Source organism: Thioclava sp. F36-7 (genome assembly GCF_002020075.1).
GTDB lineage: Bacteria > Pseudomonadota > Alphaproteobacteria > Rhodobacterales > Rhodobacteraceae > Thioclava > Thioclava sediminum.
This window is the reverse complement of record NZ_MPZR01000003.1, coordinates 375092-397526: the sequence shown is the minus strand read 5'-3', so window position 1 is coordinate 397526 and position 22435 is coordinate 375092. Positions and strand designations below refer to the sequence as shown.

Genomic DNA, 22435 nt, shown 5'->3' with positions numbered 1-22435 from the left:
ATGCAGGTTAATGCGTCTCCACCACTGCCCAGAGATATATCTTTTCCTTAATCTTACAAACATGTTTCCGGTACATGAATGGGGGTGGACGAATTGCCGCGAGAAAAATTATCTATAAAGTATGACAGAGACACCCCATGAAACACATTCGCAGCGCATCGCGCGGATACTTTCGGATCGTATCATTTCCGGAGAGATTCCGCCCGGCGCCCGGCTGAGACAGGACCATATCGCGAGCGAGTTCGGCGCGAGCCACGTCCCGGTGCGCGAAGCCTTTCGCGAATTGCAGGCGCGCGGATTGGCCGAGAGTGAGGCGCGCCGCGGCTTTCGTGTGACCGAGTTCGACGTGGCCGAACTGCGCGAAGTGGCGGAGATGCGCGCCAGCCTCGAACCCTTGGCGCTGCGCCATGCGGCCCCGAACATGACACGCGCGATTCTCCAAAAAGCTGAACAGGTTACGCGGATCGGCGACAGCGCCAGAACCGTCCGTGATTGGGAGGCTGCGAACCGCCAGTTCCATCGATTGATCCTGACACCCTGCGGGATGCCACGACTTCTGGAGACGATCGACAATCTGCAGACGACCAGCGCACGCTTCCTTTTTGCTGCCTGGCGTCGCGACTGGGAAGCCCGCTCGGACCATGATCACCGGATCATCATCACCGCCCTTCACAAGGGGCAAACAGACCTGGCCTGCGCAACCTTGGCACGCCATGTCGGCTGGATAGGAAAACGCAAGTCATCGATAAAAAATGCCGAAGCACACGAGACTTACGTGATTTCTGGCTAATTATCTATAACTTCAATTGATAGCTCCGGATGTGCCTGCATAGTCATAGATAGAAATTCCAACTATCGACTGAGGACAGGTTCAATGACGGTTTTCGACACTTCCCAGAAGCTCACCCACACTCTCTGGCGCGGCCTTGGCGTCGCGCTTTGCGGCGCTGCCCTGATCACACTCGGCGCGAAGCTTCAGGTGCCTTTCTGGCCCGTGCCGATGACTTTGCACACGCTTGCGGTCTTCTTCATAGCAGCGAGCGTCGGCCCCAGAATGGCGGCTGCCGCAATGGCCACCTATCTCATGATGGGCGCTATGGGAGCGCCGGTCTTCTCGGGCACACCCGAGCGCGGCATCGGACTGGCCTACATGATGGGACCAACCGGGGGCTACCTGCTGGGCTTTCTGCTGGCGGCGCCCATGATCAGCGTGCTCGCACAAGGTCGAGGCTGGCTCGGCAGAGCGCTGGCGATGCTTGCAGGGCTGATCGTGGTCTATGCCGCGGGCCTCGCCTGGCTCGCCAATTTCGTGCCCGCGTCAAAACTTCTCGCAACCGGCGTCGTGCCGTTCGTTCCCGGGGATCTGGTCAAGATCGCAATTGCCAGCGGTCTCGCAACAGGCCTCACTCGCCTGAAGGAGCGCGCGTAATCATGGCGGGAGGCATCAGAAACGATTGGAGCATGGCGCAGGCGAAAGCGATCCACGACCTGCCCTTCCCCGAGCTTCTTCACCGGGCGCAAACGGTTCACCGCGCCCATTTCGACCCGAGCGCGATCGAAACCGCGAGCCTGCTGTCGATCAAGACCGGCGGCTGCCCGGAAGATTGCGGGTATTGCTCCCAATCCGCGCATTACGAGACCGGCGTGAAAGCCACCAAGCTGATGAAGACCGAAGAGGTTCTGAGCGCGGCACGACGCGCGAAGGCCTCAGGTGCGCAACGGTTCTGCATGGGCGCGGCGTGGCGCAGCCCGAAGGATCGCGACATGGATGCGCTGTGCGAGATGGTGCGCGGCGTCTCCGATCTGGGGCTGGAGACCTGCATGACGTTGGGCATGCTCTCGCCGCAGCAGGTCGAGAAGCTGAAGGCGGCGGGGCTGGATTTCTACAACCACAACATCGACACGTCGCCGGACTATTACCAGGAGATCGCGACGACCCGCACCATGGAGGATCGACTCGATACGGTCGAAAATGTGCGCAAAGGCGGCATTCGGGTCTGTTGCGGTGGGATCTTGGGCATGGGCGAGGCCGAGGCGGATCGGATCGCCATGCTGGTGACGCTCGCCACCCTGCCCGCGCACCCGGACAGCGTGCCGATCAACCTCTGGAACGAGATCGACGGCGTGCCGGTGCAAAAGAACGCCGAGCCGGTCGACCCTTTCGCGCTGGTGCGGGTCGTCGCGCTCGCGCGGATTCTGATGCCCGCGTCGGTGGTGCGGCTCTCGGCAGGCCGCACCGGGATGAGCGACGCCTGGCAGGCGCTGTGCTTCCTCGCGGGCGCGAACTCGATTTTCGTGGGCGATCAGCTTCTGACCACGGACAACCCCGCAGCCTGGCGAGATCAGGACCTGCTGGCGCGGCTGGGCATGCATGTGGCCCCCGCGAAGCCGAGCGCCGAACCGGCACCCGTGGCTTGAGCGCGCGACCGTCTCGGGCACCGCGCCCGAGACGGTTAAGCTCTGGCCCCGACGCATACGGACGCGTCCCGCGGGTTCACGGTCGGGTCAGCGTTGACCTTCCGCCTCCGCGACGTGGCCTTTGACCTTCAGGAAACTGTCCGGCGTCACCGATATCGAGTCGATCCCGAACTCCACCAGCCTGCGGGCGAATTCCGGGTAGTTCGACGGCGCCTGACCGCAGAGCCCGACCTTCGCGCCCACGCCATGCGCTCTTTCGATGACGCTCCGGATCATCCACTGAACGGCGGCGTGACGTTCGTCGAACAGAGGCGCGAGCCGGTCGCTGTCGCGGTCGATGCCCAAGGTCAGCTGCGTCAGATCGTTCGACCCGATGGAGAAGCCGTCAAACCGCTTGGCGAATTCCTCGGCGAGGATGACGTTCGAGGGCACTTCGCACATCACGTAGATCTGCAGACCGTTCGATCCACGCACCAGCCCTTCCTCGGCCATCACCGCCAGCACGCGGTCGGCTTCCTCGGGCGTGCGGCAGAACGGAACCATCACCAGCACATTGTCGAAGCCTGCCTCTTCGCGCAGCCGCCGGATCGCCCGGCATTCGAGCCGGAACCCCTCGACATAGGCAGGATCGTAATAGCGCGAGGCGCCGCGCCAGCCGATCATCGGGTTGGATTCCACGGGCTCGAATTGCCGCCCGCCAAGCAGGTCGGCATATTCGTTCGTCTTGAAATCGCTCAGCCGCAGGATCATCGGGTTCGGGTAGGCCACGGCGGCGATCCGGGACAGGCCAAGCGCCAGCTGATCGACGAAATACTCGGCCTTGTCCTCGTATCCCCTTGTGAGCGTTTCGATTTCCTCCCGCACCTCGGCCTCCCGGATATCGGAGAAATGCAGCAGCGCCATCGGATGGACCCGGATCGTGTTCGAGATCACGAATTCCATCCGCGCGAGACCGACACCGTCGATCGGCAGCCGCCACCAGCGCGCGGCGATGGCTGGGTTGGCGAGGTTGAGCATGACCTTGGTCTTGGTCTCCGGCACCGCGTCGAGGTTCAGATCTTCGACCGTGAACTCGGCAAAGCCGTCATAGACCCGGCCCTCGTCCCCTTCGGCGCAGCAGACGGTCACCTCCTGCTCGTCATGCAGCACATGCGTCGCATCGCCACAGCCGACGATGGCGGGCACGCCCAATTCGCGGCTGACGATGGCGGCGTGGCTGGTTCTGCCGCCGTGGTCGGTGATGATGGCAGAGGCCCGTTTCATCACAGGCACCCAGTCGGGGTCCGTCGTCGAGGTGACGAGGACCGAGCCGTCCACGAAATCGTCGATATCCTTGACGTCTTCGATCAGGCAGACCCGCCCGGTCGCGACCTGCTCGCCGACCGACAGGCCGCTGACCACGACCGGGCCATGCGCGCCGATGGTGTAGCGCCGGAGCGATCCCGCAGAGACCCGCGACTGCACCGTCTCGGGGCGCGCCTGCACGATAAACAGCTTCCCCGTCACACCGTCCTTGGCCCATTCCATATCCATCGGCTGGCCGTAATGCGCTTCGATGGTGGCCGCTTGCTGCGCGAGGTCGAGCACCTCGTCATCCGACAGGACGAACTTCCCGCGCTCAGCTTTCGATGTCGGCACGTTGCGCACCGGGTTCGGGGCGTCCGGCCCGGCATAGATCATCTTGATCTCTTTCGCCCCGAGCTTCTTCTCGATGATCGGTTTGACGCCTGCCTTGCCAAGGAAGGGCTTGTATACCTGAAACTCGTCGGGCGTGACCGCGCCTTGCACGACATTCTCGCCCAAGCCCCAGGCCGCGCTGATCAGCACGACCTTGTCGAATCCGGTTTCGGTGTCGATCGAGAACATCACGCCCGACCCGCCGATATCGGAGCGCACCATCTGCTGAACGCCCACGGAGAGCGCGACATCGAGATGATTGAACCCACGGAGCTTGCGATAGGTGATCGCGCGGTCGGTGAAGAGCGAGGCGTAACACTTGCGGCAGGCGGTCAGAAGCTCCTCCTCGCCCGAAACGTTCAGGTAGGTCTCCTGCTGACCGGCAAAACTGGCATCGGGGAGGTCTTCGGCCGTGGCGCTCGAGCGCACGGCGACGGAGACCTCAGGCACCCCTGCCCGCTTCGACAGATCGCGGTAAGCCTGCCGGATCGCGGCCTCGGTCGAGGCTGGCCAATCTCCGGCCACGATCGTGTCGCGAATGCTCTGACCCGCGACGTGAAGGCTGATCTTGTCCGCATCGTAATCCGCGAGATAGCCCGCGATGGTTTCGGTCAGATTGTTTTCATCGAGGAACATCCGGTAGGCGTCGGATGTGGTGGCAAAGCCCGGCGGGACCTGAATGCCCTTGGCGCCAAGCTCCTGCACCATCTCGCCAAGCGAAGAGTTCTTGCCGCCCACAAGCGCGACATCCTCGCGGCGTAAGCTATCGAAAGGAATGACTTCTTTCTTCGTGGCCATGAGCTCGCCTCCCCTGTTTGCACCTGCCGGCACTTTATCGCAGAGGCGCATTTCGACCTTGATCTTTGTCAACGCGGGCCTCGCAAGCCGCTCCCGAAATACTTCCGTCGCGTAAGACCAAGACAGTCCGTCGACATGCGCGCGCGAATTGCCGTGCGACAGTCGGCTGCCACCGCGTCCCCAATCCGTTCTGGACAGCGCCGAATTTTCCTGCGATCAAATCCGGGATGGTGTCCGGCCCCAAAGGGTCGGCTGAAAAGGGAACACGGTGCGGGCGATGCCCAACTCCGTGACTGCCCCCGCAACTGTAAGCGGCGAGCGCCACCGGAAACGCCACTGACCTGCAAAGGTTGGGAAGGTCCGGTGAAGCTACGACCCGCGAGTCAGGAGACCTGCCATCTCGGATGCGCGCCTAGCGCATCTCGGTCACCTTAAACCCGGGCGGGGTGCCCTGGGACGGAGAGACGAGAGATGGACCAGATCGGACCTCGCATATCGCCGTGCCGCGACCACTCCCGCCCTTTTGCGCGGAGGGCGCGATGCTTTTGGAACGAACGCTTTCACTGCTACAACTCGATATAGGACCGATCTCGCCGCTGCGTGCGCGTGAGCTGGGCACGCTCGGCTACATGGAATGGCTCGGCGGGCTACCGGGCGACATGCCCTATGCGAAGGCGGCGATCATCGCCCATACGCAGGCCTATCCGTTCGGCGCAACCTCGCCTGCCGTCGCGGTGTTCTGCGAGTTGCTGCTGGACTCGCTGAGCCCGCAGCCTTTCGCCCTGCCGATCGAGCTGCCGCCCCCGCTCCGGCGCGGCGGCGCTCGCGCCCGACGCGGCCTCTGACCCGTTTTTCGTCTTGCGGTCGCATCCTGCGGCCCGGCCGAGGACCATTGCAGCAGGAAACGGCACTCCGTTTCCTGTGAGGCTCGGCTTTTCCAAACGATGGTCATGGATGAACTGAGAGGATCTCTCCATGAATGACAACAAACTGACCCGTCTGCTCGACGCGCGCCCGGTAATCTGCGCCGAGGGCTTCCTGTTCGAACTGGAACGGCGCGGCTATCTGACCGCCGGGGAATTCGTGCCCGAGGTGGCGCTCGAATACCCGCAGGCGCTGCGCAATCTGCATGTCGATTTCCAGCGCGCCGGCAGCGATATCGTCGAGGCTTTCACCTATAACGGCCACCGCGAGAAGATGCGCGTGATCGGCAAGGAAGACCTGCTGGAGCCGCTCAACCGCGCGGCGCTTAAGATCGCGCGCGAGGTCGCCAATGCGAAGACCGGCAACCTGATGGCGGGCAATATCTCGAACACGAATATCTGGGACCCGGCCGATCCGGCGCGGCAGGCCGAGGTGCGCGCGATGTTCGACGAGATGATCGGATGGGCGGTTGAGGAAGGCGCGGATATCATTATCGGCGAGACCTTCTACTACGCGGGCGAGGCGCTCTGTGCGCTGGAGGCCGCGAAGGCGTCGGGTCTGCCGGTGGTGCTAACGCTGGCGCCGATGGCGGGCAACGAGATGATGGACGGGGTCGGCATCGTCGAGACCTGCCAGCAGCTCGAACAGGCGGGCGCCGATGTCGTCGGGCTGAACTGTTTCCGCGGGCCGCAGACGATGATGCCGTGGCTGCGCAAAGTGCGCGCGGCGGTGAGCTGCCATGTCGGCGCCCTGCCCGTGCCCTACCGGACCACGAAGGAGGAACCGACCTTCTTCAACCTCTCCGATCACAACGGCTGCACCTGCCCCTCGCCGCATGGCCGGACCTTCCCGACCGCGCTCGATCCGCTGGCCTGCAACCGCTACGAGATCGGCGCCTTCGCGCGCGAGGCGCAGGCGATCGGAGTGAATTACCTCGGCGTGTGCTGCGGGGCGAGCCCGATGCATATCCGCGAGATGGCCGAGGCCGTGGGTCGCGAGACCGAGGCCAGCCGCTTCTCGGAGCGCATGGAGAACCACTTCATGTATGGCCAGAATGCCCGCCTCCCGGCGCATATCCGGGCGCTTGGCGACGGCGCCTGAGGCTTGACGCAGCCCTGTCGCGCGAGAGTTTCGCGCGGCAGGGAAATCTATATATTGACACGACCATCCCTCGCCGCCCAATATGATGTTGCTTTGGTTCCTGCGAGTCACTCCGCAGGCGAAGAGGGAAGCCGGTGAAATTCCGGCGCTGCCCCCGCAACTGTAAGCGGCGAGCCTCAAGTCCGAATGTCACTGGTGCGATGCGCCGGGAAGACGGCCCCAGAGGCGCTCGAGCCGCGAGCCAGGAGACCTGCCAGAGCAGATAGACGACGACCGCGGCGGAGGGCCCGGGCGCGTGGCAGTGTGCTTTGCGCCCTGCCCACGAGCCTTGTCCCGCGCTGCCGACAGCAAACAAAGGGACAGGAACCATGACCATCACCGTCTACTCGAAACCGGCCTGCGTGCAATGCACCGCAACGACCCGCGCGCTCGATGCCAAGGGGATCGATTACAACGTGATCGACCTGACCGAGGATGCCGCCGCGATGGAGATGGTGCAGGACCTCGGCTACCGTCAGGCCCCGGTCGTGATCGCGAACGAGGATCACTGGGCGGGCTTTCGCCCCGACATGATCAACCGGCTGGCCTGAGACCTAGCCGCGATGGGACAGGCCAAGCTGATCTATTACTCCTCGGCCTCGGGGAACACGCAGCGCTTCGTGGAGCGGCTGGGTCTCCCCGCCCTGCGCTTGCCCGTCTCGGCGGACGCCCCGATGCCGACGCCCTCCGGCCCCTACGTCCTGATCTGCCCGAGCTATGCCGACGGCAAGGGGCGCGGCGCGGTCGCGAAACCCGTCATCGCCTTTCTCAACGACCCCACCCGCCGCGCGGGCCTGCGTGGCGTCATCGCCAGCGGCAATCGCAATTTCGGCGCACTCTTCGCCTGCGCGGGCGATCTGCTGGCGCGCAAATGCAATATCCCCGTGCTTTACCGGTTCGAGTTGGCAGGCACGGACAGTGACATCGCCCGCGTGCGCGCGGGTCTCGAAACCTTCTGGAGGCAGGAATGCTCGATAGCGACGTGACACCGAGCGGGGCCGCGGCCTCGGAATTCGCGGGGCTTGATCACCACGCGCTCAACGCAATGCTCAACCTCTATGAAGCGGAGGGCAATATCCGCTTCGACGCCGACCGGATGGCGGCCCGGCAATATTTCCTGCGCCATGTGAACCAGAACACGGTGTTCTTCCATTCGTTGGATGAAAAGCTCGGCTATCTGGTGGAGGAAGGCTATTACGACGCGGGCGTCCTCGATCAGTATTCGCGCAACTTCCAGCGCGCGATCTGGGACGCGGCCTTTGCCGCCAAGTTCCGCTTTCCGACCTTCCTCGGCGCGTTCAAGTACTACACCTCCTACACGCTGAAGACCCGTGACGGTCAGCGCTATCTCGAACGCTACGAAGACCGGGTCGTGATGGTGGCGCTGACGCTCGCGCGCGGCGACGAGGCGCTGGCGATGCGCCTGATGGAGGAGATGCTGGCGGGGCGCTTCCAGCCCGCGACGCCCACCTTCCTCAATGCGGGCAAAAAGGCGCGCGGCGAATTCGTGTCGTGTTTCCTGCTGCGGCTGGAAGACAACATGGAAAGCATCGGGCGCGGCATCAACTCGGCGCTGCAACTGTCGAAACGCGGCGGCGGCGTGGCCCTGATGCTGACTAATATCCGCGAATATGGCGCGCCGATCAAAGGAATCGAGAACCAGTCCTCAGGGGTGATCCCGGTGATGAAGCTGCTCGAAGACAGCTTCAGCTATGCCAACCAGCTCGGCGCACGGCAGGGCGCGGGCGCGGTCTATCTGCACGCCCATCACCCCGACATCCTGCGTTTCCTCGACACCAAGCGCGAGAATGCGGACGAGAAGATCCGGATCAAGACGCTGAGCCTCGGCGTGGTGATCCCCGACATCACCTTCGAGCTCGCGAAGAAGAACGAGGAGATGTATCTCTTCTCGCCCCATGACGTGGAGCGGGTCTATGGCCGCGCTTTCTCGGAGATTTCCGTCACCGAGAAATATCACGAGATGGTCGATGACGCGCGCATCCGCAAACGCAAGATCAACGCCCGCGCCTTCTTCCAGACACTGGCCGAGATCCAGTTCGAAAGCGGCTATCCCTACATCATGCTCGAGGACACGGTGAACCGCGCCAACCCGATCGCGGGGCGCATCACCATGTCGAACCTGTGTTCGGAAATCCTGCAGGTGGCCGAGCCGTCGGAATTCGACGAGGATCTGGGCTATGCGCGGATGGGCACGGATATCTCGTGCAATCTGGGTTCGCTCAACATCGCGAAGGTGATGGATGGCGGCGATCTGGGCGCGAGCGTCGGGGCCGCGATCCGGGCGCTCTCGGCGGTGTCGGAGATGAGCGCGATCAACGCCGTCCCCTCGATCCGCAAGGGCAACGAGGAGAGCCACGCGATCGGTCTGGGCCAGATGAACCTGCACGGTTTTCTCGCCCGCGAGCGCATCCATTACGGCAGCCCCGAGGGGATTGAGTTCACCTCCGTCTATTTCGCCGCCGTGGCCTATCACGCGCTGGCGGAGTCGAACCGGCTGGCCGACGAGCATGGCCGCAGCTTCAAGGGGTTCGAGACCTCCGCCTACGCCAATGGCAGTTTCTTCGAGAAATACGTGACCCGCGACTGGCTGCCTGAGAGCGAGACCGTCACGGCCCTGTTCGACCGCTTCGGGATCACCCTGCCCTCGCGCGCCGACTGGGCTGCCCTGCGGGACCGGGTGATGGACACCGGCCTGTGGAACCGCAACCTGCAAGCCGTGCCGCCCACCGGCTCGATCAGCTATATCAACAACGCCACCGCCTCGATCCACCCGATCACCGCGAAGATCGAGATTCGCAAGGAAGGCAAGATCGGCCGGGTCTATTACCCTGCGCCCTACATGACGAACGACAATCTCGAGTTCTACCGCGACGCCTATCAGATCGGCCCCGAGGCGATCATCGACACCTATGCGGCGGCGACCGAGCATGTCGATCAGGGGCTCTCGCTGACGCTGTTCTTCCCCGCCGAGGCCACGACCCGCGACATCAACCGCGCCCAGATCTACGCATGGCGGCGCGGCATCAAGACCATCTACTACATCCGCCTGCGCCAAGCGGCCCTTGAGGGGACCGAGGTGCAGGGCTGCGTATCCTGTTCCCTGTGAGGCCCGCCATGAAAGATCTGCACACGCCCCGCCCCGTTCCGCGCCCCGTCCCCCGTGCCGTCAACTGGAACCGCCTTCAGGACGACAAGGACCTCGAAGTCTGGAACCGACTGACGTCGAATTTCTGGCTGCCCGAGAAGGTGCCGCTGTCGAACGACATTCAAAGCTGGTCGCAGCTGACCGAGGACGAACAGACGCTCACGATCCGGGTCTTCACCGGGCTGACGCTGCTGGACACGATCCAGAACACGGTCGGCGCGCCCGCGCTGATGGCGGATGCCGCGACGCCCCATGAGGAAGCGGTGCTGTCCAACATCGCCTTCATGGAAGCCGTGCACGCGCGCAGCTATTCCTCGGTCTTCTCGACTTTGTGCAACACCGCCGAGGTCGACGAGGCCTTCCGCTGGTCGCAGGAGAACCCGCATCTGCAGGCGAAGTCGCGGCTGATCCTTGACGAATATGACGCGACCGCCAGCCCGCTCAAACGTAAGGTGGCGAGCGTCTTTCTGGAAAGCTTCCTGTTCTATTCGGGCTTCTACCTGCCGATGCACTGGTCGAGCCGCGCGCGCCTGACCAACACCGCCGACCTGATCCGCCTGATCATCCGCGACGAGGCGATCCACGGCTATTACATCGGCTACAAGTTCCAGCGCGCGCTGGAGCGATTGAGCGAGGCCGAGCGCGCGGAGGTCAAGGATTTCGCCTTCTCGCTGATGTTCGACCTCTATGACATCGAGGGTCGCTATACCGAGCAGCTCTATGACGGTCTGGGGCTGACCGAGGATGTGAAGCATTTCCTGCATTACAACGCCAACAAGGCGCTGCAGAACCTCGGCTACGAGGCTCTGTTCCCCGACGAGGCCACCCGCGTGAACCCGGCGATCCTTGCCGCGCTCTCGCCCGGATCGGACGAGAACCATGACTTCTTCTCGGGCTCGGGATCGAGCTACGTGATCGGCAAGGCCGTCGCGACCGAGGACGAGGACTGGGCGTTCTGAGCCCGCCGCCGCCCGCGCCTCAGACGGGGCGCGGGTCGGTATCAAAGGGCGCGGTCTCGCCGCCCGATTTCAGCGTGGCGATGAACCGCTTGGTGCGCTCGCGCTCGGGCGCATCGAAGACCTGCCGCGCCGGGCCGGTCTCGACCACGCCGCCGCTTTCCAGCACCACCACGGTCTCGGCGATCTGAGAGGCCAGCCGCAGGTCGTGCGTCGCCATCACCATCGTCGTGCCCTCGCGGGCAAGCTGCGCCAGAACGTCCACGACCTCAGCGGCCAGTTCCGGATCGAGCGCCGAGGTCGGCTCGTCGCAGAGCAGCACCTTGGGCGACGGGGCCAGTGCGCGCGCAATCGCGATCCGCTGCTGCTGACCGCCCGAAAGCGTCGCGGGCCAGGCATCGGCCTTATGCGCCATGCCGACCTTTTCGAGCAGCGACATCGCCCGCTCGCGTGCCTTCGCGGCAGGCCAGTTCTGCACGGTCACAAGGCTTTCCATCACGTTCTCGATCGCGGTGCGATGCGGGAAGAGCTGGAAATTCTGGAACACCATGCCGGTCTGCTGGCGGATGCTCTGGATCTGGGCGCGCGACAGCTTGCCGCCTTCGCTCAGCGTAACGGACGCGTCGCCGATGGCGAGAGTGCCGCGCGTGGGCACCTCCAGCAGGTTGATCGTGCGCAAGAGCGTGCTCTTGCCGCCGCCCGAGGGGCCGATCAGCGCGGTCACGGAGCCTTCCGGCAGGGAGAGCGAAATCCCCGACAGGACCTCGTTCTCGCCGAACCGCTTGGTGATGTTGGACAGCTCGATCATGTGCGTTCCTCCAGAAAGCCGCCATATTGGCCAAGGCGCCGTTCGAGCCGCCCCTGCAGAGCCGACAGGACTGAGCAGAGCGCGAGATAGATCAGCGCCGCCTCGACATAGAGGACGAGAGGTTCATAGGTGGTCGCGACGATCCGCTGCGCCGCCTGAAACAGTTCCGGCACGGTGATCGCGGCGGCGAGCGACGTATCCTTCACCAGCGAGATGAAGCTGTTCGACAACGGCGGCACCGCGACCCGCGAGGCCTGCGGCACGATGGTGCGGGTCATCGTCTGCCGCCAGTTCATGCCGATGGAATAGGATGCCTCCCACTGCCCCTTGGACACCGATGACAGCGCCGCGCGCAGGATCTCGGACGTGTAGGCGCCGACATTCAGCGTGAAGCCGATCAGCCCCGCCACGAAAGCATCGAGCGTGATCCCGAGGCTCGGCAGCCCGTAGAAGATCAGGAACAGCTGCACCAGAAGCGGCGTCCCCCGGATCACCCAGACATAGAACCGCACGATCCACACCAGCGGGCGCGGACCGAAGAGACGGATCACCGCGCAGAGCAGCCCGAGCGCAAGGCCCAGCGTGAAGGTGATAAGCGTCAGCGGGATCGTGAAGGTCACCGTCGCCTGCAAAAGCGGCACGAGCGACGACCACATCAGGGGCAACCAGTCAGCCATAGCGGATCCTTTCCGAGAGCCTCACGCGCGCCTCCGGGCCGAACCCCCAGGCGCGCGCGGCTCTACATGCGCCTTACTTCGAGACGTCCTCGCCGAAATATTCCTGCGAGATCTTCTGATACGTGCCGTCAGCCTTCATCTCGTCGAGCGCCTTGTTGATCGCAGCGAGCAGCTCGGGCTGCTCCTTGGCGATGATCACGCCGGAATAGTTCGCATCCGGCTGCGTCGCGGCCAGTTTCACCGGGGCATCCGGCTTGTGCTTCTTGAAATCGAGGAAGGACAGGCTGTCATTCACCGTCGCGTCCGCGCGGTTCTGCAAGACGAGCGCGATCGACTGGTCGAACCCGTTCGTTCCGATCAGTTCGGCGCCGTGATCGGAAGCGATCTTGCCGAAATTGCTCGACAGGGTCTGCGCGGCGGTCTTGCCTTTCAGATCGTCGAAGCTGCTGATGTCGGTCTCGCCTTCACGCACGATCAGCGCCGCTTTCGACGCGATATAAGGCTGGGAGAAATCGTATTTCTTCTTGCGCGCATCGGTGATGCCCACCTCGTTGATCACCGCGTCGTAGCGGTCGGCGTCGAGCCCTGCGATCAGACCGTCCCAGCGGCCTTCGAGGAACTTCACCTTCACGCCCAGCTTCTCGCCAATGGCGCGGGCGATGGCGACGTCAAAGCCGGTCAGCTTGCCGGACTCGTCGTGGTAGGTGAAGGGCGGATAGGTGCCTTCGGTGCCGACGCGGAAGACGCCGTCTTTCTGGATGTCGGCGAGGCTCGCGGCCTGGACTGCGGGCGCCACGATCCCGGCAAGGGCTGCGATGGCGATGAGGGTGCGAATGGGTTTCATGCGAGATACCTCCGATAGGTCGAAGACGCCGCCCTGTGGCGGGTCGGAATAACAGGCGCCTTACCTAGTAATGCGGAGAGGCGAAGTCGATGCGGCAGGCAAACATATGATAAAATTAGTCTTTTATTCCCTCTCGCGCGGCGGGAGCGGAACGAATTCCAGCACCGTGTCGCGCGGCGGAAAGCCTGTTCCACGGCGTGCGGGCGCGGCAAAACACTGTCATCCGACATACGGTTGCGCGCCTCCCCGATGTTGCGAAAAGGCGCGCTCTGCCCCGGCATCACGCTACGCTTCCGCCCCGGCGGACTGCCTGCCCAAGCGCCGCGTCAGAGCGGTCTCCAACAGGCTCAGCGCGTCGTAGATGAGCACCGCGAACAGCCCCACGATCACGCCGCCCTGCAGGACGAAGGCGGTGTTGCTCGTCAGAAGCCCCGCGATGATCACCTCGCCCAAGGTGCGCGCTGCCACGGTGGAGCCGACGGTCGCCGTACCGATGGCGATCACCACCGACAGCCGGATCCCCGTCAGGATCACCGGCAGCGCCAGCGGCAGTTCCACCCGGATCAGACGTTGCCATCGGGTCAGGCCTATGCCGCGCGCGGCCTCCATCGTCGCGGGCGGCAGGGTCGAAAGGCCCGCGATGGCCGTCTCGAAGATCGGCAGCAACCCGTAGAGGAACAGCGCCACCAGCGTCGGCCCCGCCCCGAAACCAAGCGCGGGCACCGCCAGCGCCAGCACTGCGACGGGCGGGAAGGTCTGGCCAATGTTGGTGATCGTGCGCGACAGCGGCAGGAAGGCCGCGCCCGCAGGCCGGGTCACGAGGATGGCAAGGCCCACCGCGACCAGCGTCGCCAGCCCGGAGGCCAGCGCCACCAGCCCCAGATGGCTCAGCGAGAGCGACAGGATCGAGGCGCGCTCGTAGATCACCGGACCGCCCGCCGGGGCGAAGGGTGCAAAGACCGGCGCGAACCAATACGGGCGCAGAACCAGCGCCAGCAAGAGCGCCACGCAGGCGGCCCGGATCACGCCGCTACGGCTCATGCCAGCTCCGCCGCGCGGGCGCGGATCGTGGCCAGCGTCACCCGGCCAAGCGGGGTATCGCCATCGGCCACCGGCAGCGCCTCGCAGCCGCGCCAGAGGCACAGGGACAGCGCATCGCGCAGGCTGGTCTCGGGCGCGATCGGTTCACCGTCAGCAGTGCCGTCTTCCAGAACCTCCGAGACCGGGATCAGCGACAACAGCCGCAGCGGACGGTCCACGCCGCCCACCATCTGCGCCACGAAATCGGTGGCGGGCGCGGCGATGATCTCGGCGGGCGTGCCATGTTGCAGCAGCTTGCCGCCATCCATCACCGCTACCCGGTCGCCCAGATGGATCGCCTCTTCCATGTCATGCGTCACGAGCACGATGGTCGAGCCGAGCTGCCGCTGGATATGCCGCAGATCGGCTTGCGCCCGGGCCCGGATGATCGGGTCGAGCGCGCCGAAGGGCTCGTCCATCAGCAGCAGATCGGGCCGCGAGGCCAGGGCGCGGGCCACGCCGACGCGCTGTTGCTGACCGCCCGACAGCTCCGCCGGGTAGCGGTCGCGAAACTGCGCGGGCTCCATCGAGAACAGGTCCAGCAACTCGTCGACACGCGCGCGCGTCTTGTCTCTGGACCAGCCGAGCAGCTTGGGCACCGCGCCGATATTGCCCGCGATCGTGTAATGCGGAAACAGCCCGTCGCCCTGAATGACGTAACCGATCCGGCGGCGCAGCTCGTGCTTGGGCAGCGCGCTAGTGGCCTCGCCATTGATCCGCACCTCGCCCGAGCTGGGTTCGATCAGCCGGTTGATCATCCGCAGTAGCGTGGTCTTGCCCGAGCCGGACGTACCCACGATCACCGTGATCGTGCCGGTCTCAACCGTCATCGAGACGTGGTCGACCGCTGCGGTGTCCTCATAGAGCTTCGTGATCTCGTCGATTTCGATCATTCTTCACGCTCCGTTCGAGGGGTCGTCAGTTCGACGAGGATGTCCATCGCGATGGCCGAGATCAGCGCCAGCGCGACAGTGGGCAATGCGCCCAACAAGATCAGGTCACCCGCCGTCTGGTTCAGACCCTGAAAGACGAATGTGCCATAGCCGCCGCCGCCGATCAGCCCGGCGATCACCGCCAGCCCGATATTCTGCACCAGCACGATGCGCAGGCCCGCCAGCACCACCGGCAGGCCCAGCGGCAGTTCCACCCGGGTCAGACGCTGACGCCATGTCATCCCCATCCCCCGCGCCGCCTCGAGCGTGGCGGCGGGCGCGGTGCGCAGCCCGGCCAGCACATTGGCGACCACCGGCAGCAGCGAATAGAGGGTCAGCGCGAGGAAGGCCGGCGCGAAGCCGATCCCGGCGATGCCGATCGCGCGGGCGCCGGGGATGACGCCGCTCAGCCAGCTCAGCACCGGGATCATGATCCCGAACATCGCGAGCGAGGGGATCGTTTGAAGGAAGCTCAGCACCGGCAGCAAAGCGCGGCGCAGCCCGGCGTTGCGGTGGGACATCACGCCGAGCGGCAGGCCGATCACCGCCGCCGCCAGCAGCGAGCCGAAGGCAAGGCCCAGATGGCGCAGGCTGGCGCTATAGAAGGCGTCCTTGCGGCTCGCGAATTCCTGCGCGATCGACAGATCGCTCAGCGCGCCCGACCACAGCAGCGCGCCGACCAGCGCGAGCACCAGAACCAGAAGCCCGGCCCGCGCGGCAGGCCCCGGCGACAGCGCGGAAAGCGCATCGGCCATCATCAGCGCGAAGACCACCAGCAGGAACCAGAAGCCCGCCGCCGGAGAGACGCGGGCATACTCTCCCGCCTCTGCAAGCAGGGAAGACGCGCCGAGGACCAGTAGCCAAACCAGCCCCGCAAGGCCAAGCGCAGCCCCCGCGATGCGCAGATACGGCCGCGCGGCGGGCAGCCCCAAGGCAAGCCCCAGCAGCATCAGCGCGATCCCCGGCCCCGTGATCTGCGGCGCGGCGAGGGTCCAGAGCGCCCGGCCCTCGCCCGCGACGATCCGGTTCGCCGCCAAGGTCATGAAGGGCGCGAAGATCGCGGCCAGACCCAGCACCGCGAACAGCACGCCGGGCGGCGACAGCCCCGCCATCGCGGAGCCTGTGCCCGCCCGTTTGCGCGCCGCCGCAGTCAGTTCAGCACTCCGATCTGCGTCAGGTAGTCCTTCGCGACCGCCTCGGCGGGCTCACCGCCGACCTGAATACGACCGTTGAGCTTTTGCAGCGTCTGCATGTCGAGCTTGTCGAAGATCGGGTTCAGCACCTCGGGGATCTTCGGGTATTCCTTCAGCACCGCGTCGCGCACGATCGGGGTGGGCTCGTAGACCGGCTGCACGCCCTTGTCGTCTTCCATCACGACGAGCCCCGCCGCGCCGACACCGCCATCGGTGCCATAGGCCATCGCCGCGTTCACGCCCGAGGTGCCGCGCGCCGCTGCCTGAATGGTCGCCGCCGTGTCACCGCCCGACAGAACCACGGTCTGATCGGGGCTCAGCTTGAACCCGTAGGCCTTCTGCATCGCGGGCAGCACGGCGGGAGACGAGACGAACTCGGTCGAGGCCGCGAGCTTCACGTCACCGCCATTCGACACCCATTTGCCGAAATCGGACATGGTGGTGAGGTCGTTCGCCTTGGCGAGCGCGCCCGTCACCGCAATCGCCCAGGTGTTGTTGGCAGGCGCGGAGTCGAGCCAGGTGATGTCGTTTTGCTTGTCCAGTTCGGCGGCGCGGTCATGCGCCTTCGTGGCATCCTTCCAGATGTCGCTATCGGCCTCGTTGAAGAAATAAGCCGCGTTGCCGGTATATTCGGGGTAGATGTCGATCTGGCCCGCGAGGATCGCCTTGCGCACGACCTGCGTGCCGCCCAGCTGCAACCGCCGTTCGACCGGCATCCCGGCATTTTCCAGCGACAGTGCGATGATATTGCCCAAGAGACCGCCTTCGGTGTCGATCTTGGAGGAGACGGTGATATCGGCCTGCGCGGCGGAGGCGAGCGCGCCCCCGAAGACCGCGGCGGCCACGATGAGAGGATATTTCATGGCTGGTCTGGCTCCCTGACTGATGTCTGTGCGTGTCTCGAGACGTGATCCTGCCTGAGGTAGGGCCCGACCCGCGCCCGCCAAGCCTCTCCCGACCCACCAGCCGCATGCGACGCCCCGGCCTGGCCACGGGGCCTTTCAGGGGTGCGTCACATTTGCGCTAGCCCGACGCGCCAAGGTTTGCATAAGTAGTCAAAAGACATGCTCGAAGAGGGACGTCATGGTTGGAATTGGTACGGGCCTCGCACGGCTCGCGATGGTGGCGGTGCCGACCGCACTCGGTGTGGCGGCGATCGTTTTTGCGGGCGATCTGAAATCTCTGCCCAGCCCGAGCGAGGCGAACCGCCCGGCGACGCTGGTGCGGGTGATCACGCTCGCGCCCATCGAGATGATCCCGCGCGTCACCGGCTATGGCACGGTCGCGCCGGTGCGCGAGTGGCGCGCCGTCGCGCGGATCGAGGGAGAGATCCGCGACATCGCCAAGCCGCTCGCGCCGGGCGATATCGTGGCCAAGGACACCCCGCTTTTCACCATCGACGACAGCGATCTGAAACTGCAGCGCGCCAGTCTCGAGGCGCAGGTCGCGGCCTCCAAGGTCAAGGATGAGACGGTGCGCACGAGCCTCGAGCTGGCGCGCTCCGACCTCGCGCTGGCCCAGGACGAGCTCGACCGCCAGAAGACGCTGCACGACCTGGGCCGGATCACCCAGCCCCAGCTCGACGCGGCGCGCCGCCAGCAGCTGACTGCGCAGACCAAGGTGACCGATCTCGAAAGCCAGCTGAAGCTGAACGAGGCCGAACGCGAGGTGCTCGATACGCAGGCGGCGACGATCGACCGGTCCATCGGGTTTTCGACGATCACGGCGCCTTTCGAGCTGCGGGTCAATTCGCTGGACGCGGATCTGGGCCAATATGTCAATCGCGGTCAGGTTCTACTGAGCGGCGAAGGCGTCGCGGCGGTCGATATCTCGGCGCAATTCCCGATCGGGCGGATGGGCCCCCTGCTCCGGCTCGCGGGCGACGGCACCAAGGTCACCGATCTAAAGGCGCGCGTCACCCTGCCCGAGCCCGAGCACCCCATTGTCTGGAAGGCCAAGGTCGAGCGGATGGGCGAGGCGATCGACGAGACCACGCAAAGCGCGCCCGTCGTGGTGCGCGTCGACGATCCACTGGGTCAGGCGCAGGCGGGCGAGCGCCCACCCCTGCGGCGCAACATGGTCGTCGCGGTGGAACTCGCCGCGCCGAAGCAGAGCCTGCTCGTCGTTCCCGCCGAGGCGGTCGCGGGCGGGAGTGCGATGGTCGTTGCGGAAGATGGCACGCTGGAGAAGCGCGCGGTGAAGACCAGCTTCGTCTCGGGCGATCTGGCGGTGATCGCGCAGGGCCTCAAGGCGGGCGACAAGCTGGTCGTCACCGATCCTTCGATCGCCGTGCCGGGCATGACGGTCAAGGCGACCGAGGATGAGGCGCGCAAGGCCGAGATTGCCGCCGAGGCGCTCGGCCAGACGGCCACGAGCCCGCAACCGGGAAGCGGTGGCGGCGGAGGTGGCGGGGGCGGCAAGGGGGCCGCGCCCGAAGGCGACGCCGCACCGAGCGGAGACAGCGCCGCCAAGCCTGCGGGAGATGCGCAATGATCGCGCTTTTCGCTGGCCATCGCACGGCGGCCAATATCGCGATGATCGCGATTGCGGGGCTCGGGCTGATGGCGCTGCCGAGCCTGCAGCGCGACACCTTCCCGGCGACGCCACCCTCGGATGTCTCGGTCCGCATCACCTATCCCGGCGCCGCGCCTTCGGAGGTCGAGACCGGCATCTGCACCGTGACCGATCCGGTCCTGACGCGGGTCGAGAACCTTGCGAAACTGACCTGTCTTGCGCGCGACAACAGCGCCCAGATCACTGCGGAGATGATCGAGGGTGCGGACATGACGCGCTTCTACAACGACATCAAGGATGCGGTGGACGGGATCAATTCCTTCCCCGACAAGGCCGACGATCCGGTGGTGCAGATCGTCGAGCGCACCGCCTCGGTCTCGTCGGTGGCGGTGACCGGGCCGGACGATCCGGCGGTGCTCTACGCCTATGCCCAGAGCTTCGCCGATCAGCTGCGCGCCGATCCGGCAATCTCGCTGGTCTCGGTGAACGGCTTCTCCGACCGCGAGATCGCGATCGAATTCGACCGCGCCGCGCTGGAGCGCTTCGGGCTCGACATGGGCTCTGTCGGTGCGACGCTGGCGCGCTACAGCCTCGACATGCCCGCGGGCTCGCTCGAGGGGCGCTCGGGCGAGGTGGCGATCCGCTTCCTCGGCGAGAGGCGCACGCCTGCCGAGCTTGCGCAGATCCCGATTGCGGGCAGTGCCGCGGGCGGCGAGGTGCGCTTGGGCGATGTCGCGACGATCCGCGAAGGCTTCGCCGATCCCTCGCAGGCCACCTATTTCGACGGCAAGCGCGCCGCCATCGTCTCGGTCCAGAAGACCGCCTCGCAGGATGCGCTGCGGGTGCGGGCCGCGCTCGATCGCGAGATGGCACAGGCGCAGGCCGAGGCGCCGGGCAATATTCAGCTCGCGATCTCAGCGGATTCCACGCGCAACATCGTCGAGCGCCTGCGCATCATTGGGGTCAACGGGCTGCAGGGCCTGATCCTCGTGCTCGTCGCGATGTGGCTGTTCTTCGGGCTGCGCATGTCCTTCTGGGTCGCGATGGGCCTGCCGATCAGCTTCCTCGGCGCGATCTTCGCGATGCAGTTCCTCGGCTACACGATCAACATGATGACGATGGTGGCGCTGTTGGTCGCCACCGGTCTGTTGATGGACGATGCGATCGTGATCTCGGAAAACATCGTGCGCCGGCGACAAACGGGAGAGCCCGCCCGTGTCGCCGCCGTCAAAGGCACGATGCAGGTCTTTCCCGGCGTTCTGGCGTCTTTCCTGACGACCGCGATGGTGATCGGGCCGCTCAGCTTCCTGACCGGCAATATCGGCGCGCTGCTGAAATACATCCCGATCGTGCTGCTGATCACGCTGACGGTCAGCCTGATCGAAGCCTTCCTGATCCTGCCCGCCCATATGCGCCACTCGCTGAAACACGACATGCGCCCCGGCCCCGTGCAACGCGCGGTCAACGGCGTCTTCGAGCGGCTGCGCGACCGTGTCATCGTCCCGCTTGCCGGGGTCGCTCTTCGCTGGCGCTATCTGACGCTTGGGCTTGCGATCTTGCTCGTGTCGCTCTCGGTCGCGCCCTTCACCGGGGGCTTCCTGAAATACCAGAGCTTCCCGACGCTGGAGAGCGACACGGTCGAGGCGCGGCTTCTGCTGCCCGCGGGCGCGCCGCTCTCGCTGACCGAGGCGCGGGTGAGCAAGGTCGTCAAGGCGCTCAAGGAGATGGATGCCGAGCTGAGCCCCGCTCAGCCGGACGGCCAGCCCCTCGTCAGAAGCTACACCATCACCTATGGCAGCAATGCCGACAGCCCGACCACGGGGCCGAACATGGCCACGGTGAGCGCCTCGCTTCTGCCCGCAGGGACGCGCACCACCGATGTCGGCACGGTGCTCGACCGCTGGAAGCAGCTGGTCGGCAAGATGCCCGACATGGCCGCCTTCCGGATCACCGACAAGGAGCGCGGTGCGGGAGGCAAGCCGATCGATCTGCTCGTCACCGGCCCGGATCTTGGCGAACTGGCAACCACCGCGCGCGAGCTGCGCCGCTTCTTCCGCGGCTTCGACGGGGTGCGCGATGTGACCTTCGATCTGCAGCCGGGCAAGCCCGAGCTGGTGGTGCGGATGAAACCGGCGGTGGCCAACCTGCTGGGCGTGACGCCTGCTGCGCTGGCGGGTGAGCTACGCGCGGCCTTCCGTGGCGACAGCGCCGTCAGCTTCGCCGATGCGCGCGGTCAGGTCGATATCGTGGCCCGGCTCGCGCCCTCTGAGCGGCGCGCTATCGGCGATGTTCTGGCACTGCGGGTGCCCGGCAAAAACGGCGCGCTGGTGCCGCTCTCGGCCGTGGCGACGGTCAGCGAGACACGCGGCTACACCACGATCACCCATGTGAACGGGCAACGCGCGGTCTCGGTGCAGGGCACGATCGACCCGACGCGGGCCAATTCGCGCGAGCTGATGGCGGCGATGCGGGCCGATTACCTGCCCGAACTGGCGCAAAAGCGCCCCGACGTGAAAGTGCAGGTTCTGGGCGAAGAACAGGACACCGCGACCACCGGGGCGTCGCTCGTGCGTTTCATGACGGCGGGCGCGGTCGGGGTCTACCTGCTGCTGGCCTTCTACATGGGCAGCTTCATCCGCCCGGTCGCGGTGATCGCGACGATCCCGCTCAGCCTGATCGGCGTGATGTGGGGGCATGTGCTGCTTGGCCTTCCGCTCTCGCTGCCGAGCCTCGTGGGGCTGGCGACGCTGGCGGGCGTGGTGGTGAACGACGCGATCCTGCTCGACGCGTTCATCGGCGAGAGACGTGCGACCGGAACCCCGATGCTCGAGGCCGGGAAGGAGGCCGTGCGCGACCGCTTCCGCGCGATCTTCCTGACCTCGCTGACGACTGTGGTCGGGCTTGGCCCGCTTTTGCTGGAAACCTCGACGCAGGCGCAATTCCTGCGCCCGATCGTGGCGAGCCTCGCCTTCGGTCTGAGCGCGGCGACGGTGCTGTCGCTCTTCGTGACCCCTGCGATCCTCGCCGTGCTGGAGGATTTCGGCATCCGCACCGCCGATCCCGAGCCCGAGGAGACGGCCCCCTCTGTCGAGCACCCCGTCGACGCGTTGCGCGTCTGACCGAGGTCTTCGCCCGATCTGGGTCGGAGAGCGTCGGCCTGACGCTCTCCGCCTGGAGGCTGCCTCCACCGCTGCGGCTTTTGTGACGTCATCCCCCCTTGCAATCCGCACCTCGGTGCCCGGACTATCGCTGTGATTGCCGGGGAAGACGCGACACCCGACGGGCGCGCGCGGTACTCCGCAAATGCG

The 22435-nt window shown here is 65.5% G+C and carries 19 protein-coding genes and 2 riboswitches; of the genes, 11 read left to right on the top strand and 8 right to left on the bottom strand.

Annotated features, from left to right (window positions below; translation table 11 throughout):
- Positions 1-121 precede the first annotated feature (121 nt).
- The 3 genes from BMI89_RS07695 to bioB all read left to right on the top strand — a co-directional run bounded on the left by BMI89_RS07695 (position 122) and on the right by bioB (position 2418).
- On the top strand, positions 122-790 hold the full coding sequence (locus BMI89_RS07695; RefSeq protein WP_078570449.1) for a GntR family transcriptional regulator: 669 nt from the start codon (positions 122-124) through the stop codon (positions 788-790).
- Between the two features lie 84 nt (positions 791-874).
- Positions 875-1429: a biotin transporter BioY gene (locus BMI89_RS07690; RefSeq protein ID WP_078547038.1), complete on the top strand. Its 555-nt coding sequence runs from the start codon at positions 875-877 to the stop codon at positions 1427-1429.
- A 2-nt stretch (positions 1430-1431) separates the two neighbouring features.
- Positions 1432-2418, top strand: coding sequence for a biotin synthase BioB (gene bioB, locus BMI89_RS07685; protein WP_078570448.1), 987 nt, complete (start codon positions 1432-1434; stop codon positions 2416-2418).
- An 87-nt stretch (positions 2419-2505) separates the two neighbouring features.
- Here the strand turns inward: bioB and ppsA are convergent, their stop codons facing one another.
- Positions 2506-4893, bottom strand: a complete 2388-nt coding sequence (gene ppsA / locus BMI89_RS07680) for a phosphoenolpyruvate synthase (RefSeq protein WP_078570447.1) — start codon at positions 4891-4893, stop codon at positions 2506-2508.
- Positions 4894-5104: 211 nt separating this feature from the next.
- Positions 5105-5308: riboswitch (cobalamin riboswitch) on the top strand.
- A gap of 124 nt (positions 5309-5432) precedes the next feature.
- Here ppsA and BMI89_RS07675 point away from each other — a divergent pair.
- The 6 genes from BMI89_RS07675 (at position 5433) to nrdF (ending at position 11082) form a co-directional block, all read left to right on the top strand.
- Entirely contained in the window at positions 5433-5738 is a 306-nt protein-coding gene (locus tag BMI89_RS07675) for a hypothetical protein (RefSeq protein WP_078570446.1), read from the top strand.
- A gap of 130 nt (positions 5739-5868) precedes the next feature.
- Positions 5869-6918, top strand: coding sequence for a homocysteine S-methyltransferase family protein (locus tag BMI89_RS07670; RefSeq protein WP_078570445.1), 1050 nt, complete (start codon positions 5869-5871; stop codon positions 6916-6918).
- 77 nt (positions 6919-6995) lie between these two features.
- A riboswitch (cobalamin riboswitch) is annotated at positions 6996-7191 on the top strand.
- Between the two features lie 95 nt (positions 7192-7286).
- Positions 7287-7508 (top strand): glutaredoxin-like protein NrdH, encoded by a 222-nt coding sequence (gene nrdH, locus BMI89_RS07665; RefSeq protein WP_078519183.1) that lies wholly within the window; start codon positions 7287-7289, stop codon positions 7506-7508.
- A gap of 12 nt (positions 7509-7520) precedes the next feature.
- Positions 7521-7943 carry a class Ib ribonucleoside-diphosphate reductase assembly flavoprotein NrdI gene (nrdI, locus tag BMI89_RS07660; RefSeq protein WP_078570444.1) on the top strand — a complete coding sequence of 141 codons (423 nt, stop codon included), beginning with the start codon at positions 7521-7523 and terminating at the stop codon, positions 7941-7943.
- Positions 7925-10084 carry a class 1b ribonucleoside-diphosphate reductase subunit alpha gene (gene nrdE, locus BMI89_RS07655; RefSeq protein ID WP_078570443.1) on the top strand — a complete coding sequence of 720 codons (2160 nt, stop codon included), beginning with the start codon at positions 7925-7927 and terminating at the stop codon, positions 10082-10084. The genes nrdI and nrdE overlap by 19 nt, the downstream gene beginning before the upstream one ends.
- Positions 10085-10092: 8 nt before the next feature.
- Positions 10093-11082, top strand: a complete 990-nt coding sequence (gene nrdF, locus BMI89_RS07650; RefSeq protein ID WP_078570442.1) for a class 1b ribonucleoside-diphosphate reductase subunit beta — start codon at positions 10093-10095, stop codon at positions 11080-11082.
- 19 nt (positions 11083-11101) lie between these two features.
- On the opposite strand, the gene BMI89_RS07645 is transcribed toward nrdF, so the two are convergent.
- The 7 genes from BMI89_RS07645 to BMI89_RS07615 all read right to left on the bottom strand — a co-directional run bounded on the left by BMI89_RS07645 (position 11102) and on the right by BMI89_RS07615 (position 17476).
- Positions 11102-11887 (bottom strand): amino acid ABC transporter ATP-binding protein, encoded by a 786-nt coding sequence (locus BMI89_RS07645; RefSeq protein ID WP_078570441.1) that lies wholly within the window; start codon positions 11885-11887, stop codon positions 11102-11104.
- Positions 11884-12564 (bottom strand): amino acid ABC transporter permease, encoded by a 681-nt coding sequence (locus tag BMI89_RS07640; protein ID WP_075774679.1) that lies wholly within the window; start codon positions 12562-12564, stop codon positions 11884-11886. The genes BMI89_RS07645 and BMI89_RS07640 overlap by 4 nt, the downstream gene beginning before the upstream one ends.
- 73 nt (positions 12565-12637) lie before the next feature.
- Positions 12638-13408, bottom strand: a complete 771-nt coding sequence (locus BMI89_RS07635) for an amino acid ABC transporter substrate-binding protein (protein WP_078570440.1) — start codon at positions 13406-13408, stop codon at positions 12638-12640.
- A 285-nt stretch (positions 13409-13693) separates the two neighbouring features.
- Positions 13694-14449, bottom strand: a complete 756-nt coding sequence (locus BMI89_RS07630; protein WP_078570439.1) for an ABC transporter permease — start codon at positions 14447-14449, stop codon at positions 13694-13696.
- Entirely contained in the window at positions 14446-15381 is a 936-nt protein-coding gene (locus BMI89_RS07625; protein ID WP_078570438.1) for an ABC transporter ATP-binding protein, read from the bottom strand. The genes BMI89_RS07630 and BMI89_RS07625 overlap by 4 nt, the downstream gene beginning before the upstream one ends.
- Positions 15378-16532: an ABC transporter permease gene (locus BMI89_RS07620; protein WP_246831983.1), complete on the bottom strand. Its 1155-nt coding sequence runs from the start codon at positions 16530-16532 to the stop codon at positions 15378-15380. Before BMI89_RS07620 ends, BMI89_RS07625 begins: the two co-directional genes overlap by 4 nt.
- A gap of 38 nt (positions 16533-16570) precedes the next feature.
- On the bottom strand, positions 16571-17476 hold the full coding sequence (locus BMI89_RS07615; protein ID WP_078570437.1) for an ABC transporter substrate-binding protein: 906 nt from the start codon (positions 17474-17476) through the stop codon (positions 16571-16573).
- Positions 17477-17696: 220 nt separating this feature from the next.
- Here BMI89_RS07615 and BMI89_RS07610 point away from each other — a divergent pair, with 220 nt between their 5' ends.
- Positions 17697-19106, top strand: a complete 1410-nt coding sequence (locus BMI89_RS07610) for an efflux RND transporter periplasmic adaptor subunit (RefSeq protein WP_078570436.1) — start codon at positions 17697-17699, stop codon at positions 19104-19106.
- A complete protein-coding gene (locus BMI89_RS07605; RefSeq protein ID WP_078570435.1) occupies positions 19103-22246 on the top strand; it encodes an efflux RND transporter permease subunit in 3144 nt (1047 codons plus the stop codon). The genes BMI89_RS07610 and BMI89_RS07605 overlap by 4 nt, the downstream gene beginning before the upstream one ends.
- Positions 22247-22435 lie beyond the last annotated feature (189 nt).